The organism is Geofilum sp. OHC36d9 (assembly GCF_052400685.1).
Classification (GTDB): Bacteria; Bacteroidota; Bacteroidia; order Bacteroidales; family Marinilabiliaceae; genus CAZHHH01.
The window spans coordinates 206,183-218,901 of record NZ_JBQTGJ010000002.1 but is presented as its reverse complement, the minus strand read 5'-3'; the positions used below and the strand labels follow the sequence as shown (position 1 = coordinate 218,901).

The 12,719-nt window shown below is 40.3% G+C and carries 10 protein-coding genes and 4 tRNA genes; 10 read left to right on the top strand and 4 right to left on the bottom strand.

Annotation, left to right across the window (positions count from 1 at the left end; all coding sequences use genetic code 11):
• The first annotated feature begins 3 nt into the window (after window positions 1-3).
• Together ACT3CD_RS03725 and ACT3CD_RS03720 are read left to right on the top strand one after the other, a co-directional pair.
• Window positions 4-759, top strand: coding sequence for a TIGR02757 family protein (locus tag ACT3CD_RS03725; RefSeq protein WP_444643068.1), 756 nt, complete (start codon window positions 4-6; stop codon window positions 757-759).
• A gap of 11 nt (window positions 760-770) precedes the next feature.
• Window positions 771-1,490 carry a tRNA1(Val) (adenine(37)-N6)-methyltransferase gene (locus tag ACT3CD_RS03720; RefSeq protein WP_444643066.1) on the top strand — a complete coding sequence of 240 codons (720 nt, stop codon included), beginning with the start codon at window positions 771-773 and terminating at the stop codon, window positions 1,488-1,490.
• Window positions 1,491-1,568: 78 nt separating this feature from the next.
• Here ACT3CD_RS03720 and ACT3CD_RS03715 read toward each other — a convergent pair whose 3' ends face one another.
• Complete coding sequence (locus ACT3CD_RS03715) at window positions 1,569-1,739, bottom strand: hypothetical protein (protein ID WP_444643064.1); 171 nt, start codon at window positions 1,737-1,739, stop codon at window positions 1,569-1,571.
• Window positions 1,740-2,014: 275 nt separating this feature from the next.
• Between ACT3CD_RS03715 and mutS the strand changes: the two genes are divergently transcribed.
• From mutS to ACT3CD_RS03695, 4 genes are all read left to right on the top strand, one after another.
• Window positions 2,015-4,627, top strand: a complete 2,613-nt coding sequence (gene mutS, locus ACT3CD_RS03710) for a DNA mismatch repair protein MutS (RefSeq protein WP_444643062.1) — start codon at window positions 2,015-2,017, stop codon at window positions 4,625-4,627.
• A gap of 493 nt (window positions 4,628-5,120) precedes the next feature.
• Window positions 5,121-5,196, top strand: a tRNA-Gly gene (locus ACT3CD_RS03705).
• A gap of 56 nt (window positions 5,197-5,252) precedes the next feature.
• Window positions 5,253-5,337, top strand: a tRNA-Leu gene (locus tag ACT3CD_RS03700).
• 296 nt (window positions 5,338-5,633) lie between these two features.
• On the top strand, window positions 5,634-5,906 hold the full coding sequence (locus tag ACT3CD_RS03695; protein ID WP_444643060.1) for a hypothetical protein: 273 nt from the start codon (window positions 5,634-5,636) through the stop codon (window positions 5,904-5,906).
• 92 nt (window positions 5,907-5,998) lie between these two features.
• Here ACT3CD_RS03695 and ACT3CD_RS03690 read toward each other — a convergent pair whose 3' ends face one another.
• The 3 genes from ACT3CD_RS03690 to ACT3CD_RS03680 are packed head-to-tail and all read right to left on the bottom strand — an operon-like array spanning window position 5,999 to window position 8,429.
• Window positions 5,999-6,496, bottom strand: coding sequence for a flavodoxin (locus ACT3CD_RS03690; RefSeq protein WP_444643058.1), 498 nt, complete (start codon window positions 6,494-6,496; stop codon window positions 5,999-6,001).
• A gap of 59 nt (window positions 6,497-6,555) precedes the next feature.
• Window positions 6,556-7,188: an O-methyltransferase gene (locus ACT3CD_RS03685; protein ID WP_444643056.1), complete on the bottom strand. Its 633-nt coding sequence runs from the start codon at window positions 7,186-7,188 to the stop codon at window positions 6,556-6,558.
• A 14-nt stretch (window positions 7,189-7,202) separates the two neighbouring features.
• Window positions 7,203-8,429, bottom strand: a complete 1,227-nt coding sequence (locus ACT3CD_RS03680) for a M16 family metallopeptidase (protein ID WP_444643054.1) — start codon at window positions 8,427-8,429, stop codon at window positions 7,203-7,205.
• 227 nt (window positions 8,430-8,656) lie between these two features.
• Here ACT3CD_RS03680 and ACT3CD_RS03675 point away from each other — a divergent pair.
• From ACT3CD_RS03675 to ACT3CD_RS03660, 4 genes are all read left to right on the top strand, one after another.
• Window positions 8,657-8,732 (top strand) — tRNA-Phe (locus tag ACT3CD_RS03675).
• Window positions 8,733-8,872: 140 nt separating this feature from the next.
• Window positions 8,873-8,945 (top strand) — tRNA-Phe (locus ACT3CD_RS03670).
• Window positions 8,946-9,186: 241 nt separating this feature from the next.
• Entirely contained in the window at window positions 9,187-10,713 is a 1,527-nt protein-coding gene (gene gpmI / locus ACT3CD_RS03665; protein WP_444643052.1) for a 2,3-bisphosphoglycerate-independent phosphoglycerate mutase, read from the top strand.
• 348 nt (window positions 10,714-11,061) lie between these two features.
• Complete coding sequence (locus tag ACT3CD_RS03660; RefSeq protein WP_444643050.1) at window positions 11,062-12,663, top strand: DUF6377 domain-containing protein; 1,602 nt, start codon at window positions 11,062-11,064, stop codon at window positions 12,661-12,663.
• Window positions 12,664-12,719 lie beyond the last annotated feature (56 nt).

Sequence of the window (12,719 nt, the reverse complement as noted above, 5' to 3'; positions counted from 1 at the left end):
TGGATGGATATAAAGCGATTTCTGGAAGCAAAAACGGAACAGTATAACAAGAAATGGTTTGTCCTTAACGATCCGGTGTCGGTACCCCATCGTTTTCAACGAAAGGAAGACATTGAAATTAGTGGCTTTTTAACCGCTACGATAGCCTGGGGACAGCGTCCTGCTATTCTTAAAAAGGCCAACCAACTGATGGATCTGATGGATGGAGCCCCTTACGATTTTATCACTCAGCAGTCTGATTTGGAGTTTGTGCGTTTCTCTTCGTTTGTTTACCGTACTTTTAATGGCGTCGATTGTCAATATTTCATGAGCGCGTTGCGACAGATTTATTTGTCGGAAGGTGGCCTTGAAAAGGTTTTTACAGATGGATTTCTTCGGGATGGTTCGGTTTATGCTGCATTGGCTTATTTTCGAAAAGTGTTTACTTCATATCAGCCCATGGCGCGTACAGAGAAACATATACCCAATGTTGAAAAAGGTTCAGCCGCAAAGCGTTTGAATATGTTTTTGAGATGGATTGTTCGTGACGATGGAATTGTGGATTTTGGATTGTGGAAGGGCATTACGAGTTCTTCGCTTATGATACCATTGGATGTTCATGTAGGACGAGTTGCCAGGAAAATGGGACTTCTAAAGCGGCGTCAAAATGATTGGAAAGCGGTTGAAGAGTTGACGCAAAATTTACGCTGTTTTAACCCTAATGATCCGGTTCGTTTTGATTATGCCTTATTTGGCATGGGGGTTAATGGCGATTGGTAACTGAAGTTATTATGGCAAACAATTGGTTTCAGTTTAAAGAGTTTAAAATTGTGCAATCCAACACGGCTATGAAGGTTGGAACGGATGGTGTTCTACTGGGCGCGTGGACACCTTTGAAGACGCCCCTGAGGATACTCGATGTGGGAACAGGTACCGGATTGATTGCGATTATGCTGGCACAACGGAATTCGAATGTTCATATCGACGCCATTGATATTGACAATGGTGCCGTGGCCGATGCGCATACAAATGTGATGTCCTCACCATGGTCCGATCGCATTAATGTTTTAAGGGCTGATTTTAATACTTATGTGGACTCGTGTGATGAGAAATATGATTTGATTGTTTCAAATCCGCCATTTTTTGAAAATGGGAATCAGGCGCCCGATAAAAGTCGTGCTTTGGCGCGGCACAGTATAGGCCTTAGTCCTGAACAGCTATTAGTAAACGCATGTCGTTTGTTGCATAAAGAAGGTTGCCTGGCGCTTGTTTTGCCGCCGGACGTGCATGATAAATATTTGGAATTGGCCAATAGAAGTGGCTTGTATCAGCAGTCTACGATGACTATTTACCCGACACCGCAGAAGCCGGCGGTTCGGATATTGTCACTTTGGGGATGGCGTTTTATTAAGCAACCGAAAGCCCAATCATTGGTGATTGAATCCGGAGGAAGGCACGTGTATTCTGAAGATTACAAGATATTAACGAAGGATTTTTATCTGAATTTTTAAAATATAAAACAGGCTTCGCCAAATCCGGAGGGAGAATTTAGATTGGATGGCAGAAGCCTGTAGGAGGGATTATTGTTGTTATTCAAATGTTTGATTTGTTATAATGTGAACAATAATTCCGGCTATGAGCAGAATGCCACTTAGAGCCAGAAGCCCGTTGCTGATTAAATTATTAGTCATGTAGTAGACCAGTAATAAAACAGCAACTACTAATAGTAAAATTCCAGATGACTTAATTAAATCTTTCATAATTCTAAAATTTTAGTTAGCACCAATTTACGAATTCAATTTGTTTTTTCAAAGTCGAATTGTTGTTTCTGTTTTGCATTTTGTAGTGAAGCTTTGTGGAGGCTGGTTTTTATAACCAGTCTTGTTTTTCGGGGTTGTTTTTTCATTGAAAGGACGCCTTCTAAAATGGGTTTTTATCCTTGGGAAAGATTTTCTATTCGATCAATTGCTTTTATATTTGTGCATTCTTTGTTACAATTAGAAATTTTAATATCTGTCACTTAAATATTAGTTTAATGTCTGAAAAGAAAGTTGTTCTTACCCCTTTGATGAAGCAGTATTATGGTATCAAAAATAAATATCCGGATGCTATATTGTTATTCAGGGTGGGCGATTTTTATGAAACATTTTCGGATGATGCTGTTAAGGTGTCGGGTATTTTAGGCATAACATTAACCAAACGTGCCAATGGCTCAGCGCAGTATGTTGAGCTGGCCGGGTTTCCTCATCACGCTTTGGATACCTATCTGCCAAAATTGGTTCGGGCAGGTCAGCGGGTAGCTGTCTGTGACCAGCTGGAGGATCCAAAAAGTACTAAAAATATTGTTAAGCGTGGAGTTACTGAATTGGTAACCCCTGGTGTTACAATTAACGATACAATTCTTGATAATCGGGAGAATAATTTTTTAGCGGCTGTTCATATTGATGGAAAAAATGGCGGGTTGGCTTTTTTGGACCACTCCACCGGTGAGTTTTTAACGGCCGAGGGACCTTTGGAACATATTGAAAAGCTGCTGTCCGGTTTTAAGCCCAAGGAAGTTTTGTTTGAAAAGAACCAAAAACAATTGTTTACGGAAATTTTTGGTACGCGTTATTTTACCTATGCCCTTGAAGATTGGATGTTTTCCACTGAATCGGCAACGGATCGCTTGTTGAAACATTTTCAAACGAAATCGTTAAAAGGCTTTGGGGTGCAAAATTTAAAATTAGGGGTTATTGCAGCCGGAGCCATTCTGCATTATATGGATCTTACCCAGCACCTGCATCTTAGTCATATTACTACGCTTTCGCGTATTGAAGAAGAGCGTTATGTGTGGCTTGACAAATTTACCATTCGTAATCTGGAATTATTTCAAGCAGGTGGCGAAGGTGGACGTGCTTTGATTGATGTGATCGATTTTACGTTGACCCCCATGGGGAGTCGTATGCTTAAGCGATGGTTGTCATTGCCTCTAAAAGATGTACAGCCCATAAAGGATCGGCAGTCGGTGGTCGAATACTTTTTTAAAGATCCTGAACTGAAAGAGAATCTGGAACAGCATTTAAGGGCTGTTGGTGATCTGGAACGTTTGGTCTCGAAAGTGGCCGCAGGCAGACTCTCGCCACGCGAAATGGTGCAGCTTAAAACGGCGTTGTATAATATTGCCCCAATGAAGGCGTATTGTATGAATGTTGACAATGAAGTGCTAAAACACCTTGGTGAACAATTAAATGCCTGTACTTCGGTATACGAGCGTATTGAAAAAGAAATAGAGCCTGATCCGCCTGCGTTAATCAGCAAAGGTGGTGTGATTCGTGAAGGCGTGTCGGCTGAGTTGGATGAACTGCGTCATATCGCTTTTTCAGGAAAGGATTATTTGGCCGAGCTTCAACACCGGGAAAGCGAACGAACCGGAATCCCCAGTTTGAAAGTTAATTTTAATAACGTTTTTGGCTATTATATTGAAGTCCGTAATACGCACAAGGATAAAGTGCCGGATGATTGGATTCGGAAGCAAACATTGGTCAATGCCGAGCGATATATTACAGGCGAGTTGAAGGAATATGAATCAAAAATATTAGGGGCGGAAGAAAAAATATTGAGCCTGGAGACGGAGTTGTATAACCAGTTGTTATCATCGGTGGCCGGGTTTATTCCGGCAATTCAGTTGAATGCGGCATTGGTGTCGCAGATTGATTGTTTATTGGGATTTGCAACACTGGCGGCCCGTCATAAATATGTCAGGCCGGTGATTGATGACAGTAATTGTATTGATATAAAGTCCGGACGTCATCCGGTGATTGAGGTTCAATTACCGCCGGGAGAATCATATGTCCCCAACGATGTGTTTCTGGATAATGAGAGTCAGCAGATTATTATTATTACCGGCCCGAATATGGCTGGTAAATCGGCGCTTTTGCGGCAGACCGCTTTGATTGTTTTATTGGGTCAGATAGGTAGTTTTGTGCCTGCCGATTCGGCGACCATTGGTGTTGTTGATAAAGTGTTTACCCGGGTGGGAGCATCTGATAATATTTCGCAGGGCGAATCAACCTTTATGGTTGAGATGAATGAAGCCGCCAGCATTCTTAATAATATCTCTGATCGTAGTTTGGTTTTGTTTGATGAATTAGGGCGTGGCACCAGTACTTATGATGGTATTTCCATCGCGTGGAGTATCGTGGAGTATATACATGAAAACAAACGAGCAAGGGCCAAAACGTTATTTGCCACGCATTATCACGAGTTAAATGAAATGGCTTCTTCTTATAAGCGGTGCAAGAATTTTAATGTGTCGGTAAAAGAAGTGGATAATAAAGTGCTGTTTCTTCGAAAATTGGTGGCCGGAGGTAGTAACCATAGTTTTGGTATTCATGTGGCGCGCATGGCCGGAATGCCCCGAAGCGTGGTTAAAAGGGCCGATGAGATTTTGAAGGAACTGGAGAGTGCCAACCGAAAAGGGCAATTGGGTAAGCCGGTTGGCGATTTGGCCCAACACAGAGAAGGGTTTCAGCTTAGCTTTTTTCAGTTGGATGACCCGGTTTTGAAACAAATACGTGATCGTATTGCAAGCCTTGATATTAATAATCTGACCCCTATGGATGCCCTTAATCAGCTAAATGAAATTAAGAAAATTGCCGGATTGTAGCTGTTGTATTTTTTGAATTCGGTTTTGTTTTATGAGGCTCGGTTTCATTTCGTGTTAGGACTCTCCGGAGTTGCCCATTTCAGGTTTTCTGAAAATAAAGTTCTGGTTTGAAGTGCCTGAAATCATGATAATGTGAATTTGTTTTTGGTAAATGACCATTTTTAGCACAAGCATAACGCCGAAGCTGTATTTTTTTCACAAGCACTGATTACTTTTTGTCATCGGTTTAAAGGTTTGTTTTGCATTGACCGGAAGGGTGGTAGATCGGAAGAGTCTTGTTGGATATAATCAGGTCAATATTGGGATTCATGATTCAACTGACTTTTTTAGGCTGAAATTTTTTCGTTAGCCCTTTGGGGAAAAGAAAAAAGCATTATATTTGCACCTGCAATCGCGGAAATAGCTCAGTTGGCCGGATTCCACAAAATGAGGTTTGACAAGAGGATGGATGTGAGGCGAGACATTTAATGAAATGTTTCAAGACAAAAATAATGCGGAAATAGCTCAGTTGGTAGAGCACGACCTTGCCAAGGTCGGGGTCGCGAGTTCGAGTCTCGTTTTCCGCTCCACTTAAACGAGGATGTTGTTAATCAGCTATTCTCGTTTTATGCCAAAAGCATGGTCTGCCCGGATGGTGGAATTGGTAGACACGCAGGACTTAAAATCCTGTGGCCATTGCGGCCGTGCGGGTTCAATTCCCGCTCCGGGTACAGAAGCGCTTCTTAATTTTTTATTAAGGAGCGCTTTTTTGTATGACATGATGTCTATTAGGGCAATTAGTTGGCATGGCAGCAAGGAAATGCCATTTACTTGGGTCACGATTGCTGTCAAAATGGTCAATCACACCAATAAATTCTCATCTTTCAAGCTTCGTAAGCGTTAAAAACAAAATTTTCTTATTGGTCGGTAAGGTTTTCCTGTATGCCCCGATTAAAGATTCCTGTTGAAAACTTATTTTCCTGTTTAACTTATTTGTTTAATTTTGTGGCCTTAAAACAAATACTTCATGGCGAAGAAGGGAAAATCTGTTGCAAAATTACCACCTCACTATTCCGAAGCGGCTTTTAAAAGACGTCATCGTTTGACAATACAACTGAATGACAAAGAAATGGAGGCAATAGAACTTTATTGTAAAAAGTACAAAGTGAAAAATAAATCCGGATTTGTCCGGGAGTCGGTGCTGAAGTCGGTGATGGTCAAGTTTTTGGAGGATTATCCCACGCTGTTTGAAAAACAGGAACTGGATCGGCTTGTGGTTCCTGGGTCATTGACTGAATAAAAAGGCAGAGCAAGCTTATGACGCGTTTGCGTTTTGTTGGTTGTTGCTTTTATTGTTTGTGTTGTATTTTATCGCCCCTAATGATGTTTTGTTTAAAGTTTGGGCATTATCAGTTCTACCCATTTGTCCAGGCGGTAGTCGGTTAAATCAGGCTCGTTATCTTCGTCCAGAGCCAGACCGGTCAAAGAATCTCCTTCCAGTCCCTTTGATGATGTGAAGTCGTATTCTTCGGCTGGCCATTGACCAATAAACTGGGCCCCTGTATGCAGTAACATTTCGTGTAATTTGCCCAGCCCGTCGCAAAAAGTATCCGGGTAATTTTGCTGATCGCCTAACCCAAACATGGCAATGGTTTTGCCCGAAAGGTCCTTCTGGGCTAATAATTCTACAAATGTTTCAAAATCTTCCTGTAAAAGACCAACGCCCCACGTAGATGAGCCTAGTATTAAATTGGTATAGTTGTCGATTTGTTCAGAAGTAATGACGCCCGCTGCGAAGAGATCGGCATTGGACAGTCGTTCATGAAGTTTTTCGGCGACAAAACGAGTGTTCCCCAGTGAGGAGCCGTATATGATGGCTGTTGGTTGCATAGCTGTTTCAAACTTTAAAATACCAAACAATCTAAAGTTAAAAGAGTTTTTTAGGTTGGTTATATTTTTCGAATTAGTGTCAACCCGTCGCGAATTGGCAATATTACTTTTTCCACGCGGCTATCGCGAGCCACTATGTCATTAAAATCCATAATGCCTTTGGTGTAAGCATCGTCGGGCATATTGGGCCTGGCTACTTTTCCGGCCCACAAAATATTGTCGGCCATTATAATGCCGCCTTTTTTTATTTTTGGTAAAACGGCTTCATAATATTGTGAGTATTCGCGTTTGTCGCCATCTATAAAAACGAAGTCGAAATTGTTGGTCAGGGTCGGAATTATATCTAATGCTTTACCTATATGCAGTGTTACCTGATTTTCGATGGCTGCCTTAGCAAAAAAAAATCGAATGGTAGATTCTAATTCGTCGTTGGCTTCAATGGTGTGCAGATGTCCTGTTATTGGCATGCCCCTTAACAGGCTGATGGCCGAATAGCCTGTGAATGTTCCTATTTCCAGAACCTGTTCGGGTTGAATGATTTTACACAGCATCTTTAACAGTTGTCCTTGCAGATGCCCCGATATCATTCGTGGACGAAGAATGTGTGTATTGGTGTAGCGATCCAGTTCATGCAGAATTGGCTCTTCAGGGTCGATGTGAGAGAGGATGTATTGCTCCAGTTCAATAGTCATGACAGATGTTTATTTTAGCTTTGGCGGTATATCAGATAGGATAGTTGATCCGGATTCAGTATTTCGTTGGCAATTTCCATCAGGCACTCAGAAGTTACCGCATCTATCTGGGCGTATATTTGCGGAAGGGTGTCTACTTTGTTGTATAATAAATAGCTTTTACCAATAGCTAACATCAGGTTTTCCTTGTTTTCGTTGGCGACGGTGATTTGTCCTTTAAGCTGTCTCTGAGCGTTGTGCAACTGTAACTTGCCCAGTTTTGAATCGCGAAGTCTTTTCATCTCGCGTTGCACAATTTTGAGGCTGCGGTTGAGGTTTTCTTCATCGGTTCCAAAATAGATACAAAAGACCCCGGTGCCAAAATAGGGTGAGTAGATCGATTCGATGTTATAGGCGATGCCGTTCTTTTCACGTAACGACATGTTCAGACGACTGTTCATGCCGGGACCACCTAGTAGGTTGCTTAGCAACAACAGGCCAGGTCGGCGTGGATGACTTAGATCGTATGCGATATTGCCAATAACGGTGTGCGTCTGAAAAGTGTCCATCACTTTGTCTTTGTGCTGTGGCTGGTAAGTTAGCGTGGCCGGTCGTGATGTCTGGCGTAAGTTGGCCTCAACGTCACCAAAGTATCGACTGATGATTTTAATGATTTTTTCAGGTGTAATTTTCCCAACCGTACAAACTACCATCTGGTCTGTGTGGTAATTGTTTTTGATAAAATGGTGGATGTCGTCTCTGCCAAAACGGCTGATGGTTTCGGCGGTTCCCAAAATGTTGCGCCCCATGGGGTCGTCTTTAAAAATCAACTCTTCGAAATCGTCAATGATCAGTTCTGAAGGATTGTCTTTGTAAGAGTTGATTTCGTCAATAATGACTTCTTTTTCTTTCTCCAGCTCTTTTTCGGGAAAGATAGAGTTGAATGAAATATCGTGCAGTAATTCTACAGCGCGTTCAAAATCCTGACGCAGAAAGGTGGCGTAAATGCAGGTTTCCTCTTTTGTGGTGTATGCGTTTAACTCCCCGCCAACATCATCAATACGACTGAGTATGTGATACGTTTTACGCTTCTGGGTCCCTTTGAAAATGACATGCTCTATAAAGTGAGCCATTCCATGTTGGTTTTCCTTTTCGTCGCGCGAGCCGGTATTTATGAGCAGACCGCAATGGCCTACCGGTGAGTCTATGGGGTGGTGAATAATGCGTATGCCGTTGGGTAACGTATGTGTAAATAATTCCATTCAATTTTATATAAATTGGCACAAAAGTACAAAAACATAACGGATTTGTTTCTGATGGCGGGTTTTTAAGTGGTAAAATTGCTGCAAATTTGAGGCTGATTAATATTTTGATTGTGTGTGAAGTAGATGATGGTCGCAGCAGGTAAGTGCTGAAATATGGTAATAAATTTTTAGCTTGAATTTTGAAGAAAGAAATCTTTCCGTATATTTGCACCGCGTTAAAAAACGGTACCATAGCTCAGTCGGTAGAGCAACGGACTGAAAATCCGTGTGTCCCTGGTTCGATTCCAGGTGGTACCACCAGTCAGCCGTTTTTGAAGGTTTCGGCATATTTGACTGATTTCATGGTAATATTTGAAGGGTTATTGCCTGAAGGATTTTAAGGGTTAATTGAATGTGGGTTTTTGTTGTTTTTACACCTTATTAGTAAAAATAATGCCCATGGTACCATAGCTCAGTCGGTAGAGCAACGGACTGAAAATCCGTGTGTCCCTGGTTCGATTCCAGGTGGTACCACAAAAAAAAGGTCGGTTTTTACCGGCCTTTTTTTTGTGTTTATTAAGATTGTATCTGATCATACTTTGCTGCCCGATTTATATTGTATTAACATTTTTGGTGGGGTGATTTGCTCAATTTTCGGTATTTTTGACCTGTTGGCCTTTGATTTTCTTCTTCCTGCCGGTTTTTATTGGTAGCGATGGGAAAACTAAATCTGCCATTTCTTGTTTAAGCAATAAATAAATAATTATAATACATAATGGACAAAAAAACCATACTCGTAATTCTTGATGGCTGGGGCTACGGTGATAAGTCTAAATCGGATGTTATCGCTCAAACGGCTACACCTTATTTTGACAGTTTGTTGGCTAATTATCCCAACGCTAAGTTGCAGGCTTCGGGCGAAAACGTGGGCTTACCCGATGGTCAGATGGGCAACTCTGAAGTTGGACACCTTAATATCGGCGCAGGTCGTATTGTTTTTCAGGATTTGGTCAAAATAAATTTGGCTATCAGGGATAATTCGATTGCTAAAAATCCCGCTTTGGTTGAAGCTTTCGATTATGCCAAAAAAAATAATAAGCAGGTCCATTTTTTGGGACTCGTATCCAAAGGTGGTGTGCACAGTCAACAGGACCATCTTTATAAATTAACCGATTTGGCCACTGAAGCAGGACTGGAAAACGTGTTTATTCATGCTTTTATGGATGGCCGCGATACCGACCCGAAAAGTGGAAAAGGCTACATGTCCGAATTGCTTAATCATATCAGCAAAAATAATGCTAAAGTTGCCTCGGTTGTTGGACGTTACTATGCCATGGACCGCGATAAACGTTGGGAACGTGTGAAACTGGCTTATGATGTGATGGTGAATGGCGCAGGGGATAAAACCAGAGATGTTGTTGCTGCCATTCAGAATTCCTATGACAATGATATCACCGACGAATTTATCAAACCAATTGTAAATGTAGATGATAATGGCAAGCCTGTGGGACTTATCAGCGAAGGCGATGTTGTTATTTTCTTTAACTTCCGTAACGATCGTGCCCGTGAAATCACGGTGGCGTTGACGCAGCAGGATATGCCGGAACACGGCATGAAGACCATTCCTTTGCATTATTGTACCATGACGCCTTACGATGCCACCTTTAAAGGAATGCACATCTTGTTCGATAAAGACAATGTGAATAATACCATTGGTGAAGTGGTGGCTGCTAACGGGCTGGCTCAGTTGCGTATTGCCGAAACTGAAAAATATGCTCATGTTACCTTTTTCTTTTCCGGTGGGCGTGAAGCTGTTTTTGAAAAAGAGGAGCGTATTCTGGTTAATTCGCCCAAAGTGGCAACGTACGACTTGCAGCCCGAAATGAGTGCTTACAAGGTCAAAGATGCTATAGTTGCCGAGTTGAATAAAAAGAAATTTGATTTCGTGGCGTTGAATTTTGCCAATGGCGATATGGTGGGGCATACTGGTGTTTATGAAGCCATTCAGAAGGCGGTAAAGGCTGTTGATGAATGTCTTAAAGAGGTTGTTGAAACGGCTAAGGCAAATGGTTATGAAGCGATTATTATTGCCGACCATGGAAATGCTGATTTTGCTGTGAATGCGGACGGCTCTCCGAATACGGCTCACTCTCTTAATCCCGTGCCTTTTATATGGATTACTGAGCGTAAAGGTGAAGTGAAAGATGGTATTCTTGCCGATGTGGCGCCTTCAATACTTAAAATTATGGGCGTGCCCCAGCCGGCTGAGATGACTGGCGTGTCTTTGATTGGCATTAAATAAATATTAAATACTATTTATAAAAAACGGCAGTTTCGTTAGTAAACTGCCGTTTTTTTACACTTTTATCGTAAGTATTCTGTGACTCAAAATAATCTGCTCTAATAAGTTTTTTTTACAGATATTTATTTGATTTTTTTAAGGAAATTGATTTTTCATTGTAGAGAATAAATTGTTAAAATAATGTCAATAGACGTTAATAACGCTGAAACATTTCTATATTTAGCCATCATTAGAATTTCTCTTTTTTTGAGGGTTTATTTCATATCAATTATGAATTTAAAAGCGATGCTGTTTTTCGTTTATTTTACTCGGTTGATGAATATGCAATTGCGATAATTATAGTGTTTTATGCGTTCCTTATTTGTATTCTTTTTTTTTATTCAAGTACTGATTGTTGAGGGGGCAACTCTTGATTCCCAGCTTGAGGAGTTGGAGAATGCAATTGGGAAGAGAGAGTTATACACGCAAGAGAAAATGAATCGTATCGATTCTTTAAAAGAAAAACTTCATCTTTATTCAAAAGACTCTAAAAAGCAGCAGGAATATCAATCTTTTCTAGAGCTATCTTACGAATATCAATCGTTTGTCTATGATTCTGCTTTTTTTTACATTGAAATGGCGAATCAAAAGGCCATTCAAATACAGAATACTGATCTGCTTATATATTCAAAAATAAAACAAGGTTTTGTTTTATTATCGTCTGGTTTGTTTAAAGAGGCGATAGATACTTTATCAAGCCTTTCTGCTAAATCAATGCCCGACTCTGTTAAGTGGGAGTTTTATTCGGTGATAGGCCGTTCTTATTACGATTTGGCAGATTATAATCAGGATCCAATTTTTTCGAATATTTATATTTCAATTGGGAATGCTTATTTGGACAGCGCCTTGGTTTTTGTTCCAGAGAATACGAATGATTTTTGGGCAATTGAAAGTCTTCGTCGCATGAAACTTGCTGATTGGAGTGGAGCTAAATATGCTTTTGAATTTTGGATGAAAAATTTTGATTTGCCTCGTCATCATTACGCCATAGCCACCTCAAGTCTTGGTTATATTTATTCTGTGACCAACTATCCTGACAGCGCCATAGAGTTTATGATCAAGGCTGCTATTGCTGATATTAAAACAGCTACGAAGGAAACTGTTGCTTTACGGAATCTTGCAAATTTATTATTTCAAAAAGGGGACAAAAAAAGGGCTTACCGTTATATTGTGCTTGCACTTGAAGATGCGACTTTTTATAATGCGCGTCAGCGTAAAATTGAGATAGCAACCATTCTCCCAATTATTGAAGGAGAGCGTCTGGTTGTTGTGGAGGCTCAAAAACAAAAGCTTATAGTTTTTATTGTAGCACTAACAATACTTTCGTTGTTGGTTATTACCTTTTCGGTTATTATTTACAGACAATTGGGCAGAATCAATAAAGTTAAAAAGATATTGCAGAGTACTAACGATCATCTTAATAACATCAATACCAATCTCGTTGAGGCTAATCAGATAAAAGAAGAATATATTGGTTATTTTTTTAATACCAATTCAGAGTATATTGAAAAGATTGATGCCTTTCAGAAGAGTATTTATCGAAAAATAGTCTCCAGGCAATATGACGAATTATTGCCTATTCTCAAAAATACCAATCTGAAAAAAGAGAGGGAGTTGCTTTTTCGAACTTTTGATCAGATTTTTCTCAAGCTCTTTCCAAATTTTATTAAGGAATTTAATTTGCTGTTTCCGGAAAAGGATCGAATTGTTTTGAAGAAGGACGATCTTCTGAATTCTGAATTACGAATCTTTGCTTTGATACGGTTAGGAATTCATGATAGTGAGAAAATTGCAAAATTTCTTAATTTCTCGGTCACTACTATTTATACCTACAAAACTAAAGTTAAAAGTAAATCGTTATATCGCGATCAGTTCGAGGATAAAATTATGGAAATAAAAACTATCCTTTAATACCTTCATCTTAATTTTTTCAAGCATTTTCTGTGTACCACGGTTAACTCGATTGG